Origin of the sequence: Chelativorans xinjiangensis, assembly GCF_009812055.1 — a bacterium.
Lineage (GTDB): Bacteria > Pseudomonadota > Alphaproteobacteria > Rhizobiales > Rhizobiaceae > Chelativorans > Chelativorans xinjiangense.
The window spans coordinates 1-21216 of record NZ_WQNH01000068.1 but is presented as its reverse complement, the minus strand read 5'-3'; the positions used below and the strand labels follow the sequence as shown (position 1 = coordinate 21216).

At 66.9% G+C, this 21216-nt stretch carries 13 protein-coding genes; 2 read left to right on the top strand and 11 right to left on the bottom strand.

Annotated features, from left to right (window positions below; all coding sequences use genetic code 11):
• Positions 1-277 precede the first annotated feature (277 nt).
• Positions 278-1234, bottom strand: coding sequence for a DMT family transporter (locus tag GM910_RS24845; RefSeq protein ID WP_246226341.1), 957 nt, complete (start codon positions 1232-1234; stop codon positions 278-280).
• 289 nt (positions 1235-1523) lie between these two features.
• Positions 1524-3836: a xanthine dehydrogenase family protein molybdopterin-binding subunit gene (locus tag GM910_RS24840; protein ID WP_159593090.1), complete on the bottom strand. Its 2313-nt coding sequence runs from the start codon at positions 3834-3836 to the stop codon at positions 1524-1526.
• A gap of 184 nt (positions 3837-4020) precedes the next feature.
• On the opposite strand from GM910_RS24840, the gene pepN reads away from it, so the two are divergent.
• A complete protein-coding gene (pepN, locus tag GM910_RS24835) occupies positions 4021-6666 on the top strand; it encodes an aminopeptidase N (protein ID WP_159593087.1) in 2646 nt (881 codons plus the stop codon).
• Between the two features lie 286 nt (positions 6667-6952).
• Positions 6953-9280, top strand: coding sequence for a PAS domain-containing sensor histidine kinase (locus tag GM910_RS24830; RefSeq protein WP_159593084.1), 2328 nt, complete (start codon positions 6953-6955; stop codon positions 9278-9280).
• Between the two features lie 30 nt (positions 9281-9310).
• Here the strand turns inward: GM910_RS24830 and GM910_RS24825 are convergent, their stop codons facing one another.
• The 9 genes from GM910_RS24825 to GM910_RS24785 all read right to left on the bottom strand — a co-directional run bounded on the left by GM910_RS24825 (position 9311) and on the right by GM910_RS24785 (position 20862).
• The gene (locus GM910_RS24825; protein ID WP_159593081.1) at positions 9311-12277 is read right to left on the bottom strand and encodes a bifunctional [glutamine synthetase] adenylyltransferase/[glutamine synthetase]-adenylyl-L-tyrosine phosphorylase; all 2967 of its coding nucleotides are present in this window, start codon (positions 12275-12277) and stop codon (positions 9311-9313) included.
• Between the two features lie 41 nt (positions 12278-12318).
• Positions 12319-13722 carry a sensor histidine kinase gene (locus GM910_RS24820; RefSeq protein WP_159593078.1) on the bottom strand — a complete coding sequence of 468 codons (1404 nt, stop codon included), beginning with the start codon at positions 13720-13722 and terminating at the stop codon, positions 12319-12321.
• A 7-nt stretch (positions 13723-13729) separates the two neighbouring features.
• Positions 13730-14404, bottom strand: coding sequence for a response regulator transcription factor (locus GM910_RS24815; protein ID WP_159593075.1), 675 nt, complete (start codon positions 14402-14404; stop codon positions 13730-13732).
• A gap of 271 nt (positions 14405-14675) precedes the next feature.
• Positions 14676-16178, bottom strand: a complete 1503-nt coding sequence (locus GM910_RS24810) for a Do family serine endopeptidase (protein ID WP_159593072.1) — start codon at positions 16176-16178, stop codon at positions 14676-14678.
• A 158-nt stretch (positions 16179-16336) separates the two neighbouring features.
• Positions 16337-16792 carry a cytochrome c-type biogenesis protein gene (locus tag GM910_RS24805; protein ID WP_159593069.1) on the bottom strand — a complete coding sequence of 152 codons (456 nt, stop codon included), beginning with the start codon at positions 16790-16792 and terminating at the stop codon, positions 16337-16339.
• Positions 16789-18780, bottom strand: a complete 1992-nt coding sequence (locus GM910_RS24800) for a heme lyase CcmF/NrfE family subunit (RefSeq protein WP_159593066.1) — start codon at positions 18778-18780, stop codon at positions 16789-16791. The genes GM910_RS24805 and GM910_RS24800 overlap by 4 nt, the downstream gene beginning before the upstream one ends.
• 10 nt (positions 18781-18790) lie before the next feature.
• Complete coding sequence (ccmE, locus tag GM910_RS24795; protein WP_159593063.1) at positions 18791-19225, bottom strand: cytochrome c maturation protein CcmE; 435 nt, start codon at positions 19223-19225, stop codon at positions 18791-18793.
• A 7-nt stretch (positions 19226-19232) separates the two neighbouring features.
• The gene (gene ccmI, locus GM910_RS24790) at positions 19233-20354 is read right to left on the bottom strand and encodes a c-type cytochrome biogenesis protein CcmI (RefSeq protein WP_159593060.1); all 1122 of its coding nucleotides are present in this window, start codon (positions 20352-20354) and stop codon (positions 19233-19235) included.
• A gap of 82 nt (positions 20355-20436) precedes the next feature.
• Positions 20437-20862: an RT0821/Lpp0805 family surface protein gene (locus GM910_RS24785; RefSeq protein WP_159593057.1), complete on the bottom strand. Its 426-nt coding sequence runs from the start codon at positions 20860-20862 to the stop codon at positions 20437-20439.
• Positions 20863-21216 lie beyond the last annotated feature (354 nt).

Below are 21216 nucleotides of genomic sequence, written 5' to 3'. Positions count from 1 at the left end.
CTCACCATCCTCAACGCAATACTCCGGACAGGACAACCATGGCGCGCGCAAAACACTTGACAGCCAAGACAGTCGCTCTGTCCTGCCGCACATCTCCCCCACGAGGGGGGAGATTGCGCCGGCCGCTTGATCCGGCGCCTTTCCTGCAACGTTGGCGACTTGCGAAACCCTCCGCGACGTCCGATCTCCCCCCTCGTGGGGGAGATGTCCGGCAGGACAGAGGGGGCGCGACAGGGCGCGGCATCTCCCTTTGGCCAGGCAGACGCGCTATCGCCCCTCATCCACCTGGCGGCACGAACCTTCTGGCGGCAACGCGTTTGAGGCCGAGTTGGCGTTCGCGCCAGATGATGAAAAGGCCGGCGCCGACGACGATGATGCCGCCGACGAGCGTGTAGAGGGTGGGGATGTCGCCGAAGGCGAAATAGCCGACGACGATCGCAAGGATCATCGAGGTGTATTCGAAGGGGGCGATGGTCGAGAGTTCGGCGTGGCGGTAGCACTGGGTCATCAGGATCTGCGCCACACCGCCGCAGATGCCAGCGCCCGCCAGCGCCAGGAACTGCCAGCGCGTCAGCGCTTCCCAGCCGAAGGGGATCGTGAACAGCGAGACGACCGTTGCGGTGACGGAGAACCAGAGGACGATGGTGGCCGTCTTCTCCGTCATCACCAGCCGGCGCACCAGAAGCATGGCAACCGCCGAGGCGGCCGCGCCGCCGAGGATGGCGATGACGCCGAGGGCCTGGCCTTCCTCGAGGCCGGTTGCCCCCGTCAGCAGCGTGAGCTTGGGCCAGGCGATGATGACGACGCCGACGAAACCGACCAGCACGGCGCTCCACCGGTAGAGGCGCACTACCTCGCCGATGAAGACGGCGCTGAAGACGACGACGATGAGCGGCTGCGCGTAGTTGAGCGTGATGGCATCGGGCAGGGGCAGGCGCGTCAGGCCGAAGAAGCCGAGGCCCATGGCGGCGACGCCGACGAGGCCGCGCATGATGTGGCCGATGGGGCGCGTCGTGTGGAAGGCGGTCCGCAGTTCCTTCCGCCAGGCCAGCATGACGAGGATCGGGAAGATGGCGAAGAAGGAGCGGAAGAAGACGATCTGCCCGGCCGGCACGGTGCCGGCCGACTTGATCAGGGAGGACATGGCGACGAAGATCGCCACCGATATGATCTTCAGCGTTATGCCGACGAGCGGCCTTCGCTCGGTGGCAAGGTCTGTGGCGGCGACGGCCATGGCTACGCTTCCTGCGGGCGCGGAAGGGCGCGATGCCTCCCGTAGCAGCCGCGGCATTCCGCCTTTAACTGAAGGTAGGCGAATGGAGATGTCGGTGCCCGTCGCGTCGACCCCCCTCCGCCTGCCGGCACCTCCCCCGCAAGGGGGGAGGCGGGCCGGCCGCTTGCTCCGGCGCTTCTTCCGCAACGTTGGAAATTGGCGAAGAGGGTGGCGACGGCTTTCCTCCCCCCTTGCGGGGGAGGTGCCGGCAGGCAGAGGGGGGTCGACGCGACGGGCGCCAGTATTTCCATCACCGTTTGCTTTCCGCCTCCGCGATGGCGTTCCACACGCGCGAAGGCGTGGTCGGCATCTCGATGTGGGAGATGCCGTAGGCGCGGTAGAGCGCGTCCGTCACGGCGTTGAGCACGGCCGGGGTGGAGCCGACGGTGCCGGCTTCGCCGGCGCCCTTCATGCCAAGCGCGTTGGTGGTGGAGGGCACGTTGCGGGTCTCGAAATGGATGAGCGGCAGAAGGTCGGCGCGCGGCATTCCATAGTCCATGAAGCTCGCGGTGATGAGCTGCCCGTCCTGCGAGTAGATCGCCTCCTCGGTCAGCGCCTGGCCGGCGCCCTGGGCGATGCCGCCGTGGATCTGACCGGCGAGCAGGATCGGGTTGGCCGTGGCGCCGAAGTCGTCGACCACGGTGTAGGCGACGACCTCCGTCCTGCCCGTCGCCGGGTCGATCTCCACCTCGCAGATGTGGGTGCCGTTCGGATAGGTCGGCTCCTCCTGGCGGAAGTCGCCGAGGCCCTTGATATCGTCGGGGTTCTTCGCCGCCTTGGCGATTGCCGCGAAATCCATCGCCCGGTCGGTGCCGACGATGCGGGCCGTGCCGTCGATCAGCTCGATGTCGGCGGGCGAGGCTTCCAGTTCGTCGGCGGCGAGCTTCCTGATCTTCTCGGCCAGGTTCTCGCCGGCGCGTGCGGCCGAGACGCCGCCGATGGGGATGGAGCGGGAGCCGCCGGTGCCGCCGCCCGATTCCAGTTCGTCCGTGTCGCCCTGGTGGAGGTGGATCCTGTCGATGTCGATGTTCAGCTTCTCGGCGATTAGCTGGGCGTAGGCCGTGGCGTGGCCCTGGCCGTTCGACTGGGTGCCGATGGCGAGCGTCACCGTGCCGTCGCCGTTGAGCGTCAGGTGCGCGGGCTCGGAGCCGGGGAAGGCGCAGGCCTCGATATAGGTGGCCATGCCGATGCCGCGGATATGGCCGCGCTTCTTCGCCTCTTCCAGCCGCTCATCGAAATCCGCCCAGCCGGCACGCTCCATGGCGAGCGTCATGTGCGCGTCCAGTTCGCACCGGTCGTAGGTGCGGCCGCCGGGCGTGACGTAGGGGAATTGCTCCGGCTTGATGAAGTTCAAGCGGCGGATTTCCTCGCGCGGGATATCGAGCTGGCGCGCGCATTCGTCGACCAGCTTCTCGATCAGGAGGGCCGCTTCCGGCCGCCCTGCCCCGCGATAGGCGTCGATGGGGCAGGTGTTGGTGTAGACGCCCTTCACCGTGGCGCTGAGCGGCTCGATGTCGTAGACGCCCGTCGCCATCGTCACGCCGCCGGTCGGGATGTAGGGGCCGAACTGATGGATGTAGGCGCCCATATTGGCCAAAACCTCGATGCGCAGGCCGAGGAAACGGCCGTTGCCGTCGAGCGCCATCTCGGCGGTGACGACGTTGTCGCGACCCTGGCTGTCGGTCAGGAAATGCTCGCCGCGGTCGCCGTTCCACTTGACGGGGCGGCCGAGCTGCTTGGCCGCTTCCATCACCAGCGCGTATTCGCGGTAGGTGAAGGCCTTGGTGCCGAAGCCGCCGCCGACGTCGGGCGTGATGACGCGCAGCTTCTCCTTAGGGAGCTTGAAGACCTGATCGGCCAGCACCGACTGCATCATGTGCACGCCCTGGGAGCCGGTGGTGAGCACGAAGCGGTCCTCGTCGTCGCGCCATTCGGCGATCGCCGCGCGCGGCTCCATGTAGTTGGCGACGAGGCGGTTGTTGATGAAGGACACCTTGACGACGTGCTCGGCCTTGTCGAAGGCGTCCTTCGTCTTTTCCTTGTCGCCCTGGTGGTAGAGGAAGGCCTGGTTGGAGCCGAGTTCGGACCACACCAGGGGTGCACCGTCCACAAGCGCCTCGGCCGTACCGGCCACCGGCTCCTCGTCCTCGTAGTCGATCTCGATCAGCTCGGCGGCGTCCTGCGCCTCAGCCCGCGTATCGGCGACGACGAAGGCCACCGCGTCGCCAACGTACTGCACGCGGTCGCGGCACAGGATCGGGATGTCGCGCGTCGGGGCGTGGCTGCCGTCCGGCTGCTCCGGCATGGCGCCGGAGGCAAGGTCGCCGAGATGGGCGGTGTCGGCGCCGGTCAGCACCAGATGCACGCCGGGGGCGGCTTTTGCCGCTTCCACCGACGTTACGGTGAACTTGGCCTTGGCCACGGGCGAGCGCAGCACATAGCCGTGCAGCGTGCCCGCCGGGGTGATGTCGTCCGTGTAGCGGCCCTTACCGGTGATAAAGGTCTCGTCTTCCTTGCGCAGCACGGATGCACCCATGCCGAATTTCGGTGTGAGAACCGTCATGCCGGGATTCCTTGCGAGTTATTGGGCGAGTTATTGGGCGAGCGATTGGGCGAATGAGTTGGAAACATCTGGAGACATTCCGATGGAGACAGTTTTGTCGACGGGCGGCATCGTGTAAAGAGCCACATTTGAAATTGTTGGGCCAGGCGGCGCGCGGTGCCAGTGGCCGGCAGGGGAGTAAAGCATGCGCACCGATACAGGCCAAGCGTTCCGCCTCGAAGACTATCGCCCGAGCGACTACCTCATTCCCGATCTGGAGATGACCTTCCGGCTGGATCCGGAAAAGACGCTTGTGACGACGAAGCTCCTGGTGGAGCGGCGGGAGGGCGTTGTGGCGGACGCGCCGCTGATGCTCGACGGCGACGGGCTGGCGCTGGAGACGCTGCTGATCGACGGAGAGGCCGTCGAGGACGGTGCCTTCGAGGCGACGCCAGACAGCCTGAGGATCACCACGCCGCCGCGGCAATCCCGCTTCGAGGTGACCATCGTCACGCATCTTGCCCCAGCGCAGAACAAGGCGCTGATGGGTCTCTACGTCTCCAACGGGGTCTACTGCACCCAGTGCGAAGCGGAGGGCTTCCGCCGCATCACCTATTTCCTCGACAGGCCGGACGTGCTCAGCACCTACCGCGTGCGCATCGAGGCGCGGGAGAAGGAAGCCCCGCTCCTGCTTTCGAACGGCAATCCCGCAGAGAGGGGGGCACTCGAGGACGGCTGGCATTACGCGGCCTGGCACGACCCCTTCCCCAAGCCCTCCTATCTCTTCGCGCTGGTGGCCGGAAGCCTGAGCGCGGTGCGCGACCGCTTCGTCACCATGTCGGGCCGCGAGGTCGATCTCGCCATCTATGTCGAACAGGGAAAGGAGCAGCGGGCGGCCTATGCGATGGACGCGCTGAAGCGGTCCATGCGCTGGGACGAGCAGCGCTTCGGGCGCGAATACGACCTCGACGTCTTCAACATCGTCGCCGTCTCGGACTTCAACATGGGGGCGATGGAGAACAAGGGGCTCAACGTCTTCAACGACAAATACGTGCTGGCCGACCCGGAGACCGCCACCGACGCGGATTTCGCCAATATCGAGGCCATTATCGCGCACGAGTACTTCCACAACTGGACAGGCAACAGAATCACTTGCCGCGATTGGTTCCAGCTCTGCCTGAAGGAAGGGCTGACGGTCTACCGCGACCATGAATTCTCCGCCGACCAGCGCTCGCGCGCCGTCAAGCGCATCAGTGAGGTGCGCACCTTGCGGGCGCATCAGTTTCCCGAGGACCAGGGGCCGCTGGCACATCCGGTGCGCCCGCGCTTCTACCGCGAGATCAACAATTTCTACACGGCCACCGTCTACGAGAAGGGCTCGGAGGTGGTGCGCATGATCCGCACCATCCTCGGGCCGGACGCCTTCCGCGCCGGCATGGACCTCTACTTCGAGCGCCATGACGGCGAGGCCGTCACGATCGAGGATTTCGTCGCCTGCTTCGAGGAAGCCTCGGGCAAGGACCTCACCCAGTTCGCGCTCTGGTACCACCAGGCGGGCACGCCGAATGTCACCGTCGCCACGAATTACGATGCGCGGGCCAGGGAATATACGCTGGAGATCGAGCAGTCGGTGCCGCCGACGCCGTCCGAGGCGCGCAAGCGGCTGATGCATATCCCCCTCGCCTTCGGCCTCGTCGGCCCGGATGGGCAGGATATGGCCTATGACGGCGTCGAGGGCGCGGAGGTGGAGGACGGCGTCATCCACCTCAGGAAGCGCCGCCACCTCGTTCGCTTCAGCGGCGTGAAGGCGCGGCCCGTCGTCTCGCTCAACCGCGGCTTTTCCTCCCCCATCACGCTCTCGCTGGAGATGCGCCAGAAGGACCGCCTGTTCCTTGCCCGCCACGACAGGGACCTGTTCTCGCGCTGGGAGGCGCTCAATACGCTCCTCACCGAGGCGCTGATCGAGGCCTCGACGCGCGTTCGCGGCGGCAAGAGCCCAGGCTTCGACGCGGTGCTGCTCGGCTATCCGGCGGAGATCGCGGCGAAGGAGAGCCTGGAGGCTGCCTACCGGGCGCTGGCGCTGGCGCTGCCGGCGGAAGCCGATATCGCCCGCGAGATCGGCAGCAACATCGATCCCGACGCCATCGGCAAGGCAAGGGAGGCGCTGCGGAAGGCGATCGGGCGGGAGGCGCAGGAGGTTTTCGGGCAGGTCTACAGGAGCCTGGAAGACGATGGGCCCTTCAGTCCCGATGCCGAGAACGCCGGCCGGCGGGCATTGCGCAATGTCCTCCTCGAATACATGGCCGCGGGCTCGGGCGATCCGGCGTCGGCCGTGCGGCAGTTCGAGACGGCAGGCAGCATGACCGACCGGGCAGCCGCACTTTCGGTGCTGGCGCACCAGTTCCCGGGCAGCGATGCGGCCCGCGAAACGCTCGCCGCTTTCGAGGAGCGCTACCGCGACAATCCCCTGGTGCTCGACAAGTGGTTCATCGTCCAGGCGACCACGCCCGGCGAGAAGACCGTCGAACTGGTGCGGGGCCTGATGGAACACCCCGCCTTCTCGCTCACCAACCCCAACCGCGTGCGCTCCCTCGTCGGCACCTTCGCCTCGAGCAACCAGACCGGCTTCCACCGGGCCGACGGCGAGGGCTACCGCTTCCTGGCCGACACGGTGCTGGCGGTGGAGAAGCACAACCCGCAGGTTGCGGCGCGCCTCGCCGTCGCCTTCCGCTCCTGGCGCTCGCTGGAAAAGGGCCGCCGGGAGGAGGCGCGCAAGGCGCTTGCCCGCATTGCCGGCCAGAAGGCGCTTTCGCGCGACCTGCGCGATATTGTGGAGCGGACGCTGGCTTAGTGCAGGCCGTCGCCGTGCGCGCGTCATCCCGGAAGTCGGAGCGAAGCGGAGGCTGTCCGGGACCCATTCCGGAAGGTGGACGGGTCACGGAGTGGGTCCCGGACAAGCCTTCGGCTTTCCGAGATGACGCGCGCGGGTGGGGGATGATCGCCCTCACCCGTTCCCCCTCCTCAATTTTCCCCGCCCCTCTGGACAAGGCGAATCACCTCTGATTCTTTATGGGTGATTCGCAGGGTCGGCGTAGGCGGATCAGTCAAGGGAAAAGAGAAGCGAGGGAGCCCTTCGGATGGCGAAGGCGGACACGTGGGCGATACCCACGGGGGGTATTTTCTCCAGGCGCCGGAACCGCCGCACGCATGGCATGGGATTGGCCGGCAACGCCAAGATCATCGCCGCGCCCGCCTATGAGCGTCTGCTTGCCGTCGAGCCCTACCTGCGCCGTTCCATCCCCATCCTCGTCGTCATCTTCCTGCTGGTCATCGCCTCCGCCCGTTTCCTGTCGATGATGGAGTGGCGCGAGGAGATCGAGCGCGACACCAAGACGCTGCTCGGCATGGCGGCAAACAATCTCGCCCAGTCGATGCGGCTCGCCGCGCCGGAAGGCCTGCCGCAGCCGCATGAGGCGGACGTGCTCATCGATGAGGTGAGCCGCCAGGGCGGCATCGGCCGCGACTGGATCCTGGCGGTGGCCGACCGGCAATTCATCGTCACCGCCGCCTCGCCGCGCGGGCAGAAGATGGCCGGGCAGCCGCTGGACACCTTCGTGACAGGCGGGCAGCCGCTGTTCCTTTTCGGCGAGCGGGCCGGTGTGCTCGACGTGCGTATGGGCGGCACGGACTGGCTGGCGGCGGTGGATATCCTGCCTGACGGGGCGGGTGCGGCGGTGGCGCTCGCCGACCGCGACGCCATCTTTGCCGACTGGCGCCGCTCCGCCTCTCTCAACGTCACGCTCTTCGTGCTGACGGCGGGCGTGCTGATGGCCATCCTCTACGCCTATTTCAGCCAAGCGGCGCGGGCGCTCGCCGCCGACCGCATCTATCTGGAGGCGCATCAGCGCGTCGACCTGGCGCTGGTGCGGGGGAAGTGCGGGTTGTGGGACTGGGACATGGCGCGCGGCAAGATGTACTGGTCGCGCTCCATGTACGAGATGCTGGGCTACGAGGCAGCCGACGTGATGCTGTCGTTCGGCGACGTGGCGAGCATCATCCACCCCGACGACGGCGACCTCTTCACGCTCGCCAACCGCATCGTCTCGCGGGAGATCGACCAGATCGACCAGGTGTTCCGCATGCGCCATGCGGACGGCCGGTGGATATGGATGCGCGCGCGGGCGCAGGTGGTCGACGCGGAAGCGCCGGAAATCCACCTCATCGGCATCGCCGTCGACGTGACCGAGCAGCGGACGCTGGTGCAGCAGTCGGAGGCCGCCGACCAGCGCCTGCGCACGGCGATCGAGAACATCACCGAATCCTTCGTCCTGTGGGACGCCGCCGAGCGTCTCGTCATGTGCAACACCAAGTACCAGCAGGACACGGGCCTCGACCCGAGCGAAATCGTGCCCGGCGTGCGCCGCCAGGACATCGAGAGGCGGATGAACGCCATCCGCTCGGAACGGCGGCTGATGAGCCAGGCAAACCCCGGCGCCGGCGCCACGTTCGAGAGGCAACTCGCCGACGGGCGCTGGCTGCAGGTGACGGAGTTGAAGACGCGCGACGGCGGCACGGTGTCGGTCGGCACCGACATCACCCAGCTCAAGCAGCACCAGGAAAAGCTGGTCGACAGCGAGCGGCGGCTGATGGCGACCATCCACGACCTTTCCGTGGCGCGGCGCGCCGAGCAGGAGCGCGGCCATGAGCTCGTCGAGCTCAACCGCAAATACATGCGCGAGACCGAGCGCGCCGAGGCGGCCAACCGGGCGAAGTCGGAATTCCTCGCCAACATGTCGCACGAGCTCAGGACCCCGCTCAACGCCATCATAGGCTTTTCCGAGCTCATGCAGCAGAGCCTGTTCGGGCCTCTCGGCTCCGAGCGCTACGAGGAATATGTCGGCGATATCTATTCCAGCGGAACCTACCTCCTCGGCGTCATCAACGACATCCTCGACATGTCGAAGATCGAAGCCGGCCAGTTCTCCGTCAACCGGGAGAGCATCGACCTTTGCCCGCTCATCCGCGAGACGGTGCGCGTGGTGGCGCTGCAGGCGGCCAAGAAGGATATCGAGGTGGAGACGGAAATCCCCGATTCGATCTCGCTGGTGGCCGACCGCCGCGCCGTCAAGCAGATCGTCATCAATCTTCTGTCCAATGCCGTGAAATTCACCGGCCAGGGCGGCAAGGTGACGGTCAGGGCGCGCAAGGTCTCCGGCGCGCTGACGCTGGCGATCGAGGATACGGGCTGCGGCATCCCGCGCGTCGCGCTGAAGAAGCTCGGACGCCCGTTCGAGCAGGTCCAGAACCAGTTCTCCAAGAGCCACGCGGGCTCAGGCCTCGGCCTCGCCATCTCGCGCTCGCTCACGGAGCTGCACGGCGGGGCGCTGAAGATCCGCTCGAAGGAAGGCGTCGGCACCATCGTGTGCGTGCGTATTCCCGTCCTGGAGCAGGCCGAGGCGGCGTAGCATTGCAGTTACGATTTACTGCGGGCGCCCCTACCCCTTCCCCCGCAACAGCCGGTCGAAATGTCCCCTCACCCGCCGCGCGGTGTCGGCGACATGCGCTTCCAGCACGCCGAGATCAGGTAGGTCGGCGCCGCGCAGGAGGGTGTCGGCGAGGCCCGGCGGCACGTCGTTGGGGTCGAGCGGGCCGGTGAGGCACAGGCGGATCACCTGGGTGAGCATCATGTAGAGCCGGTGCGCCTCCGCGAGCTCTGTGCGCGTCTGTTCGTCGGCGAATGTCGGTGCAAGGGATGAAAGGATATCGGCGGTGCCGGTGGGGGGCGGCTCGCTCGCGCAGCGGCCGGAAAGGACGGCGACCTGGGCGATGAACTCCAGGTCGATGATGCCGCCGGGGATGAGCTTGAGATCCCAGGTGTCCCTCGGCGGCTTCTCCTTTTCGATGAGATCGCGCATCTTCACCGCGTCGCGCGCCAGCTTCCCGTACGAACGCGGCAGCGAGAGGATCGCCTCCACCTCCGCCCGCGCCTCCTCGCGGAGCGTCTCCTCGCCGGCCATAGGGCGGGCCCGCGTCAGTGCCATGTGCTCCCATGTCCAGGCGTCCTTGCGCTGGTATTTGCGGAAGGCGTCGATATTGGTAGCCACCGGCCCCTTGTTGCCGGAAGGGCGCAATCTGAGGTCCAGCTCGTAGAGCACGCCTTCGGCGGTGGGCGCGGAGACGGCGGCGATCAGGCGCTGGGTGAGACGGGCGTAGTAGTGGGAGGGCGCCAAGGGCTTGGCGCCGTCGGATTCGTCCGCCTCCGGCGCGTGGTCGTAAAGCAGGATCAGATCGACGTCGGAGCCGGCGGTCAGCTCGCGGCTGCCGAGCTTTCCCATGCCGAGGATCGCCGCCCGCCCGCCGGGCACGCGGCCGTGGGTGAGCGCGACTTCCTCCTGCACCGCCTCGAGGGCGGCGCCGATGGTGAGGTCGGCGAGATCGGAGAAAGCCTTGCCGGCGCGCACCGCATCGATGCTTCCCGTGAGGAGACGGATGCCGATGAGGAACTTCTGCTCGGCGGCGAAGATGCGCAGCCGGTCGAGCACCTCCTCGTAGACGCGCGCCGCCTCCAGGAAGGCTTCCAGCCTTTGCGCCAGGTAGGCGCGGTTGGGCAACTCGGAAAGCAGGGCCGGATCTAGGAGGCCGTCGAAGACGTGCGGGCGGCGCGTGATGACCGCCGCAAGGCGCGGGGCGGCACCCATGATCGTGGCGAGCAGTTCCAGAAGACGCGGGTTCGACTGCAGGAGGGAGAAGAGCTGGATGCCGGCGGGCAGGCCCGACAGGAACTGGTCGAAGCGCAACAGCGCCTCGTCGGCGCGGCGCGTGCTGCCGAAGGCTTCGAGCAGCGCCGGTGTGAGCTCAGTCAACCGCTCGCGCGCTTCCGCCGAGCGGGTGGCGCGGTAGCGGCCGAAATGCCATCCGCGGATGACGCGGCAGATATCGCTCGTCCGCTCGAAGCCGAGCCCGGAAAGGGTCTGCAGGGTGCCGGGATCGTCGACGTCGCCCGTGAAGACGAGATTGCCGACCCCGCGCGAAAGCTCCGGCGCGGTCTCGAAGAGCGCGGCGTAGTGCCCCTCAACCGTCTTCAGCGCGGCGCGGAAGGCGGCGGCGAAGGTCTCCTCGTCGGTATAGCCGAGCAGGAGGGCGATGCGTCGGAGTTCGCCGGCGTCCTCCGGCAGGGTGTGGGCCTGCTCGTCGGCGACCATCTGGATGGCATTCTCGACGTCCCGCAGGAACCAGTACTGCTCGACCAGCCCCTCGCCTACCTCCGCCGCGATCCAGCCGTGCTTGGCCAGTTGCCTCAGCATCGTTACCGTCTCGCGCCCGCGCAGCTCTGGGAAGCGGCCGCCGGCGATGAGCTGCTGGGTCTGCACGAAGAACTCGATCTCGCGGATGCCGCCGCGCCCCAGCTTGACGTTATGGCCGAGCACGGCCACCTCGCCATGGCCCTTGTGGGCGTGGATCTGCCGCTTGATGGAGTGGACGTCGGCGATCGCCGCATAGTCGAGATACTTGCGCCAGACGTAGGGCTGCAGTTCGCGCAGGAAGGCGGCGCCCGCCTTGAGGTCGCCGGCGACGGCGCGCGCCTTGATCATGGCGGCGCGTTCCCAGTTCTGGCCGCGGCTTTCGTAGTAGTTGAGCGCGGCCTCCACGGGGATGGCAAGCGGCGTCGAGCCGGGATCGGGCCTGAGCCTGAGATCGGTGCGGAAGACATAGCCGTCCTCGCTGCGGTCCTGCAGCATGCGCACCAGCCGCCGCGTCAGCCGCACGAAGAGGTCGGTCGCCTCCAGGGGATCGACGACGGCCGGAGCGTGCGGGTCGAGCAGCACGATGAGGTCGATGTCGGAGGAATAGTTGAGCTCGCCGGCGCCGAGCTTGCCCATGGCGAGCACGATCCAGCCAGAGCCGGTGCCCGGCTTTTCCGGATCCGGCAACTTCAGCTTGCCCTGGCGGTGGGCGTCGCGCAGGAGGAAATCGACCGCCGCTCCCACGCAGGCCTCGGCAAGCGCGGAAAGCCGCGCCACGGTGGCAGCGGCATCCGCTTCATCCGCGAGATCGCCGAGCCCGATCAGGAAATGGGCCTCGCGCTTCAGCCGTCTGAGCGCCTTCATCACCGACGCCTCGCTGGCATCCTCGGCGAAGGCCGCCGCGCCGATGGCCGCGTTCAGGCTTGCCAGCCGGGCGTCGAGCTTTTCATCGAACAGCGCCTCGAGGTTCGGCGGATCCCGCCGGGCGCAGTCGCGCAGATAAGGCGACAGGTCGAAGACGGCGCCGAGGAAGGTGGCGAGCGGGCTATCGCCGGAGAGCAGCCGGGCAAGACGCGGGCAATCTTCTTCGGCGGCGGTTTCAGCGAGGGAGGCAAGCTCGGCGCCCGCGTTCTCGGCATCGAGCGGAGAAAGCGCGCGGACCGGCGCGCCGAACCAGACGGAACCGTTCTCGCCTTTCAGGGCAATGTCGCTGGGCATAAGCCTCCTCATCTTCGGGCCGGCAACAAGCGCCGCCCCTTCTACCCATTCTTGCCTGCCGGAAACACCATCGCAACCGAAAGCCCCTCCCCGTCGCCGGAAAGCTCCAGCCGGCCGCCGTGGAAGGTCATCACCGCCTTGGCAAGGCTTAGCCCGAGCCCGGAGCCCGGCTGGCTGCGGCTTGCCTCCAGCCGCACGAAGCGCTCCGTCGCCCGCTCCCGGTCGGCTTCGGGAATGCCCGGGCCGTTGTCGCGCACGGTCAGCCGCGCCGCGCCGGCATTTTTCTGCAACGAGACGGAGACAGCCGGGCTCTCGTTGGCGCCGCCGGCGGAATATTTGATGGCGTTGTCGACGATGTTGGACAGGGCCTGGCCGAGGAGCTCGCGATTTCCGTCGATGCGCACCGCCACCTCCGCCTCCGCCTTCAGTTCCACGCCCATTTCCTCGGCCGCCGGCTCGTAGAGTTCCACCACGTCGGCGACGATGGCGCTCAGATCGACGGTCTTCGTCGTCTCCGCGGAATAGCCGGCCTCGAGCCGCGAGATCATCAGGATGGCGTTGAAGGTGCGGATGAGCTGGTCCGATTCGGCGATCGTCTGTTCCAGCGCCTCGCGGCATGCCGCCTCGTCCTCACGGCGATTGAGCGCCGCTTCGGCGCGGTTGCGCAGGCGCGTCAGCGGGGTCTTCAGATCGTGAGCGATATTGGCGGAGACCTGCTTCAGCCCCTCGTTCAAGGTGGAGATGCGGTCGAGCATCGCGTTGAGGTTTTCCGAAAGCCGGTCGAACTCGTCGCCGGCACCCGACACGGGCAGCCGGCGAGAAAGGTCGCCGCCCATGATCTGCCTGCTCGCCGCAGACACGTTGTCGATGCGCTTCAGCGCCCGGCGGCCTACGAAAAACCAGATAAGAAGCGCGCCGAAGCCCATCATGCCGAGTGCCGCCATCAACGCATTGCGCACGACGTTGCGGAACCGCTCCGGCTCGCCGAGGTCGCGCCCGACGAGCAGGATCATGCGGTTGGGAAGGCGGATGACCTGCGCCACCGCCGTGTGGCGCGAATTCTCGCCGCTGTCCTCGCCATAGCGGCGGTAGGCGAAGGGGCGATCGGTCCAGCCGACCGTGTCGAGCACGCCGGGCTGGATGCTCTCCACATTGCCGGAAAGGATGAGGCCGTTGGGATCGGTGATGAGGTAGAGGTTGGCGCCGGGCTGCCGGGCGCGCATCTCCATCGCCCGCACCAGGGTTGGCAGGCCACCGCGCTGATAGGCGCGGCCAAGGCCGCTGACCTCCTCGGCGATCGCCTCACGCGTCTGCGCGGTTATCATGCGCACGGAAAGCGAGGTGACGTAGATGACGAGCACGACCGCGCAGATGGCGAACAGGATGAGATAGAGCGCGGAAAGCCGCGCCGCGGTCGTCTTCATGATGGCCGGCATGGCAGGCATACGGATATCAATCCGCCCGGAGCATGTAGCCGGCGCCGCGCACCGTGTGCAGGACGGGTTTTTCGAAACCCCTCTCGATCTTGCCGCGCAGGCGCGAGATATGCACGTCGATGACGTTTGTCTGCGGATCGAAGTGGTAGTCCCAGACGTTTTCGAGCAGCATGGTGCGGGTGACGACCTGGCCGGCGTGGCGCATGAGGTATTCGAGCAGGCGGAACTCGCGCGGCTGCAGCGTGATCTCCTGGCCGCCGCGGCGCACGGCGTGGGACAGGCGATCGAGCTCCAGGTCACCGACGCGGTAGACCGTCTCGATATCCTTGGCGCCCGCACGGCGCTTCAGCACCTCGATGCGGGCCAGCAATTCGGAGAAGGCATAGGGCTTTGTGAGGTAGTCGTCGCCGCCGGCGCGCAGGCCCGTCACCCGATCGTCCACCTCGCCCAGCGCCGACAGGATGAGCGCCGGCGTGGCGTTGCCCTTGGAGCGCAGCTCGGCGATGATCGACAAGCCGTCACGGCGCGGCAGCATGCGGTCGATGACGAACACGTCGTAGCTGCCGGTCTCGGCAAGGGCGAAGCCGCTCTCGCCATCCGGCGCGATATCGGCGGTATGGCCGGCCTCCGCGAAGGCCTTCTTCAGGAACCCCGCCGCTTCGCGGTCGTCTTCGATAACCAGAATCTTCATGGCAAGAGGTTTACACCGAACGGCCCCGCACAGGCGATAGACCCGCTCATCGTTTCATGGAATCGATGAGCTGGTCTAACTCTTTGTTTTGTCGCAATTCCGGATGGAAAACCGGTTTCCACTTTTCCTGGAATTGCACTAGGTCAGGCCGGGCGGTTGAAAAGACGCGGCGGCGAGAGGGCCCGCCGCCGCGCTGGCTCAGGGGCGGTGGAAAAAGGGGCTAGCGCCCACCGCCCGTATCGCCAGAGGGAAATCCACGGCAGCCTGCCGATCAGCCGATCGGCAGAGCCATGAACCGGTTGGAGTTCTCCCGCTCAACCTGCACCAGCACTGCACCGCGGCCGGCATTGGAGGCCGCCTCGACGGCCGCCTTCAGGTCTTCCACGGAGCTCACGGGCTGCGAGTTGACCGAACGGATGATGTCGCCCGGAGCCACGCCGACATCCTCTGCCGCGCTGCCCGGCTCGACATCGGTCACGACCAGCCCCTCGCCATCCTCGGACGGAGTGACCGAAAGGCCGAAGTCCGTCGAGGTGACCGAAGGCTCGGAGCTGTCGGGAGCCGCCGCCAGCTGGTCGGTGCTGGGCATCTCGCCGAGTTCCACATCGAGATTCGTAGCCTCCCCGTCGCGCCACACGGTCACCTCCACCGTCTGACCGGGATCGTACTCGGCGATGCTGCGTGCCAACTCACGCGGCGAGGCGATGCTCTTGCCGTCGACCGCGACGACCACGTCGCCCGGCCGGATACCGGCCGTGCCCGCCGGCTCGTCCTTTTTGGCGTCGACGATCAGGGCGCCCTTGGCCTCGTCCAGGCCGAGGGATTCGGCGATCTCGTCCGTCACGTCCTGGATCTGCACGCCCAGCCAACCGCGTTCGACGGTGCCATCACGGATCAGTTCCTGGACGACCGAGTTTGCGAGCGAGGCGGGAATGGCGAAGGCAATGCCCACGTTGCCGCCCGAGGGCGAGAAGATGGCCGTGTTGACGCCGACCACCTCTCCCGACAGGTTGAAGGCCGGGCCGCCGGAGTTGCCACGGTTCACCGCCGCATCGATCTGGATGAAATCGTCATAGGGACCAGCGCCGATCTCGCGGCCGCGCGCCGAAACGATGCCGGCGGTCACGGTGCCGCCGAGGCCGAAGGGATTGCCCACCGCAACCACCCAGTCGCCGACACGGACGGCGCCATCGTCGGCAAAGTCCACATAGGTGAACTTGCGGCCGTTTTCCTTGACTTTCAGCACTGCAAGGTCGGTGCGCGCGTCGGTGCCCACCAGCTCCGCATCGATCTCCGTGCCGTCGTCCATGACCACCACATATTCGGAGCCGCCCTGGACGACGTGGTTATTGGTCACCAGGTAGCCATCCTCGGAAATGAAGAAGCCGGACCCTTGCGCGACGGGACGCTGGCGCAGACGGGGGCCGGGACGCTCGGAGCGCCGATCCTCGCGGAACTGGTCGAAGAAACGCTTGAGCGGATGGCCGTCGGGCAGGTTTTCCATGCCCGGCATGTCGAAGAAGGGAGAAGAAACGGTTCCCGTCTCCGCCGTCTCGCCCCTGACGCGGACGCTTACGACGGCTGGAGAGACGACCTCCACCACGTCGGCAAAGCTCGGCGCCTGGACAGGCTTATCAAGCTTGACCGGATCGGCCAGCACAGGCACCGTTCCCGTGCCTATCGCGCTGAGGCCAACGGCACTGGCGATGGCCACCGAGGCCACCGCACCGATCAGGCGCACGCGCGTTCTTGAAGTGGCTTTGTTTGAACTCATGTCGGAATTCGCTCCTTTTGCCAATCGAAGCCGCAATGACAGCGGTCTGCTCGGCACACTTTTTGTGCCGGGTTGGTTCGAAGGTAGGAGCATACACCTTACGGTGCCATTTCCGTGGCATGAAACTTTGGTAATGTTTCGCTATCGCCGATGCGACTTCAGTCGCGCTCGTCCAGAACGCTTTTGAGGGCGGCTTCCTCCTCCGCCGACAGGGTTGCGGCACGGCGCTCCGCCCGCCGCCGCAGATTGACGAAGGCGATGAGACCGCCGCCCAGCAGAACCAGCACCGGTGTCGCCCAGAGAAGCGCGTTGCGGGCGCTCATGCGCGGCTTCAGGAGCACGAACTCGCCGTAGCGGGAGACAACATAGTCGAGCACTTCCGCGTCCGTATCGCCGGCGCGGATGCGATCGCGCACGAGAATGCGCAGGTCGCGGGCAAGGTCGGCGTTCGAATCGTCGATCGACTGGTTCTGGCACACCATGCAGCGCAGCCCGGCCGAAAGCGCGCGCGCGCGCTCTTCGAGCGCTGGATCGTCGAGCATCTCGTCGGGCTGTACCGCTGCGGCGGGCCAGGCAAGCGCCAAAAGCAGGAGAAGGAGGACCGTGCGGATCACGCGGCCTCCTCGCCGGCGGCAGCGGGCCCCGCCTTGCGGCGGGCCGGCGCGCCGACGCGCAATCTGCGGTCGAAGAGGGAGATGCCGCCGCCGCCCATCATCACCAGGGCGCCGATCCAGATGAGCGTGACCAGCGGTTTCCACCACATATGCACGACAAGTCCGCCATCGTTCGTGGCGTCGCCGATGGACACGTAAAGCTGGCTGAGCCCCATGGTCCTTATGCCGGCCTCGGTGGTCGGCATGCCGCGCGCGGTGTAGAGGCGCTTGGAGGAAATGAGCTCGCCCAGCCGCACGCTGTCGGCCCCGGTGAGTATGAAACGGGCGCGATCTTCCGTATAGTTCGGGCCGGTGAAGGGCTGCAGCCCCTCGAAACGCAGCGCGTAGCCGCCGATCTTAGCGGTCTGGCCGGGCTGCATCGTCAAAATCCGCTCCGTCTCAAGCGTGGTGACGCAGACGACGCCGAGCGTCGTGAGCCCCAGACCGGCATGGGCCAGCGCTGTTCCGAACACGGAAAGCGGCAGGCCCCTGAACCGGCTGAACGCGGCAGCCGGCTCCACCTTGCCGATGCCGGCCTTGAGCGCCAGGTCGGTCAGCGCGCCGAAGATGAGCCACAGGCCGAGCCCGATGCCGAGAGCGGCGAGGGCCGAGCCACGATCGATGAGAAAAAAAGCCAGAAACGCACTGACGACGGCCGCCGCGAAGGCGAAATGCAGGCGCTGTGCCGCCCCCACCAGGTCGCCCCGCTTCCAGGACAGAACGGGTCCGAAGGGAACGGCGGCAAGCAAGGGCAGGAAGAGCGGAACGAAGGTCAGGTTGAAGAAGGGGGCGCCGACGGAGATCTTCTCCCCTGTCACCGCCTCCAGCACGAGCGGATAGAGCGTACCGACCAGCACCGTCGCCGCCGCGGTGGTCAGAAGCAGGTTGTTGAGGACCAGCGCGCCCTCGCGCGAGATCGGGTGGAACAGGCCGCCGGGCGCCAGTGCCGCCGCCCGGAAGGCGAAGAGCGCCAGCGCGCCGCCGATGAAGAACACCAGAATGGCCAGGATGAAGACGCCGCGCGTCGGATCGGTGGCAAAGGCGTGCACCGAGGTCAAAACGCCGGAGCGCACCAGGAAGGTGCCGAGAAGCGATAGCGAGAAGGTGAGGATGGCCAGAAGCACCGTCCAGATCTTCAAGGCCGAGCGCTTTTCCATGACGATCGCCGAGTGCAGGAGCGCGGTGCCCGCCAGCCACGGCATGAAGGAGGCGTTCTCCACCGGATCCCAGAACCAGAACCCGCCCCAGCCGAGCTCGTAATAGGCCCAGTAGGAGCCCATGGCGATGCCGCCCGTCAGAAACGCCCAGGCGGCCAGCGTCCACGGCCGCACCCAGCGCGCCCAGGCCGCATCGACACGCCCGTCGATCAGGGCAGCAGCGGCGAACGAGAATGAGATCGAGAAGCCGACATAGCCGAGATAAAGCAGCGGCGGGTGAACGGCGAGCCCGACATCCTGCAGGATGGGGTTGAGGTCGCGTCCCTCGATGGGCGCCGGCTGCAGGCGGGCGAACGGGTTCGAGGTCAGGAGGATGAAAAGCAGGAAGGCGCTGGCAATCAGCCCCTGCACGGCCAGCACATTGGCCTTCAGCGTCGGCGGCAGGTTGCGGCCGAAGGCGGCGACCAGCGCGCCGAAGAACGACAGGATCAGCACCCACAGGAGCATGGAGCCTTCATGGTTGCCCCAGGTGCCGGTGATCTTGAAGAGCAGCGGCTTGGCCGAATGCGAGTTCTCCCACACGTTGGCGACGGAGAAGTCCGACTGCACATAGGCCAGCATCAGCGCGGCGAAGGCGGCGGCGAGAAGGGCGAGGCCGGTGATGGCGGCAGGCTCACCCACGCGCATCAGCGAAAGGCTGCCGATCCGCGCGCCGACAAACGGCACGAAGGTCTGCACCAGCGCCAGCGCCAGTGCCAGGACGAGAGCGAAATGGCCGAGCTCGACGCTCATGGATACCGCCTCATTCTTCCTGCCAAACGCCTCTCTCCTTCAGGCTGTCCGCCACTTCCTTGGGCATGTAGGCCTCGTCATGCTTGGCCAGCACCGTATCAGCCAGGAGAACGCCGTCCTCCCCGAGGGCGCCTTCCACCACCACCCCCTGCTCCTCGCGGAAGAGATCCGGCAGGATGCGGTCGTAGACCACGGGAACGGTGTGCTCGTAGTCGGTGACGACGAAACGCACGCGCGTCCCCTCGCCGCGCACGATCGAGCCCTTTTCCACCAGCCCGCCAAGGCGGATGCGGTCGCCGGCGCCGGCGGGCTGTGCCAAGAGATCGACAGGCATGTAGAAATAGGACGTCTGCTGACCGAGCGCATAAAACGTCAGCGCCGCTGCCAGGGCCAGGAAGCCCATCCCGGAGCCGATTACGGCCAGCCGCTTCTGCTTGCGCGTCACGTCACACCTACTCGCCTTGCGGGACGCCCAGCGTCTCCGCGTATTCCGTCAATGTCTCGGCTTCCTCGCTGTCAGCGCCGAATGCCGCCAGCGCGCGCTCCAACGCCTCGCCGGCCTCGTCCTTCCTGCCCAGAACGACATAGGAGCGCAAAAGCCGCCGCCAAGCTTCAATATCAGCCGGATCCTCGCGCAGCCGCGCGTCGAGACCGGCCACCATTCCTTCTATCATCTCCTGACGCGCTGCGGGCGTCATCTCCTCGGCCGCCGTGATATCCGCCTCGGAAGGGCCCGGCGCTTCGCCCTCGCTGCCGGTAAGGCCGGCGATCGCCTGCCCGGCGACCTCCTTCCATGGCGAATCCTGCGGAAGTCCTGCCGCCATCTTCTCCCAGATAGTGCGCGCTTCCGCCGTATTTCCCTCCTGCGCTCGCGCCATGGCGATGAAGAAGCGTGCACGAGGATTGGCCGCGTCGATCTCAAGCGCCCGTTCGAACGCCGCCTCCGCCTCCGCGGTGACGATACCGCCCGCTTCGCCCACCAGGGCCTCGCCGAGAGCCGCCTCGCGCGCCGCGCTCGGTCCGGTGAGCGCGATAGTCTTGCGATAGGCCACCGCCGCATCGCCGTAGCGCCCCAGCCGCGCATAGATCGGCGCCAGGACCTCCCAACCCCGGGCATCCTGCGGGTTGTCCGCGAGATGAGCCTCCGCGCGGGCGACCAACTCGTCGATCGAAGCCTGTGAGGGATCGATCGTCAGCCGCGCCTGCAGGGGAAGGGCGGGCGTGCCCGGCGAGCCGAGGAATGCATAGAGGCCCCAGCTTACCAATGGCACCGCCAGCACGGCGGCCGCGGCGATGGTGCGGGCCGAGCGCTCGCCTCCGGCGCCGCCATCGGGCTTGCCGGCCTCACTCAAGCGCAGGATGCGGCGCCCGATCTCGGCGCGCGCCTCGGCCGCGTCGGCCTTGGAAATCAACCCGCGCCCGACCTCCTGCTCAAGCTCGGCAAGCTGGTCGCGATAGACGGCAAGGTCGTGCTCTGCGCCCGCGCGCTGGTCCCCGCGCCGGCGCAGGAAGGGCAGCATCACCGCCAACGAGGCGATGAGCGTCAGAAGCGCGGCTAGAACCCAGAACAACATGTCTGTTCAAATATCCGTCACGCCGGGCGGTGCCAACTCCCTCGGCATGCGGCCTTTTGGCATGACCGGGGCTTTGCTGGCGTCAGTTGAGCAACGTCCAGCTTCCATCGGGATTGCGGCAGGCGGTGCCACGCACCGAGCGCGCCGATCCGCCCGCGTTCACCACGTGCGAGTAGGGCCGGCAATCCTGCGAGCCCACGCGATAGGGCTGTGCCGCGGTCACCGTGCCGCCGTGACCGGTCTTCTCGTCGCGCCAGGCTACCGGCTCACCGGCAGGCGCCGATTCGAGCGCCCGGTACTCGGCATTGATAGCCTCAAGCCGCTCGCGCCGCGATAGTTCGGCGCCGGCGTTCGCCACCAACCCGCCACCGATGATCCCGGCGACCGGCTCACCGGAACCAGCGCCGATGGACCGGGTAAGTGACCCATCGGCGGTTCCGGACAGGCCTCCCATGGCGCAGCCCGAAAGCGCAAAAATTGCAAACGTGACAAACGCCGGGAATTTCATCGCCGCATCAAGCCCTTCAACCCGCTCCACAAAAAGCGCCGTCGCCTATAGACCATGTTTGACGGAATTTTGTCCACCTTCCCGCATTCCCAGTGGTCTGACCCAAACAGATGGTACCCATCTGTTTGGGTCAGATGGGATATTCGGCTTGAGCCCATTTCTGATAATTCTGGGCGGAGGTGCTGCGCTTCGAGCTGATGATAGAACGTGGTCTGTCTGGAACAGCCACAAGCATCAGAAGGGAAGCGCAGCATGAGACATTATGCCGGTCTCGACGGTGCGCCGTGACGGCGCGGGAGGTGCACATGAAATAGCCACCTCTCAAGCTTGCTGATTTTCGACCGGCGGCTGCAA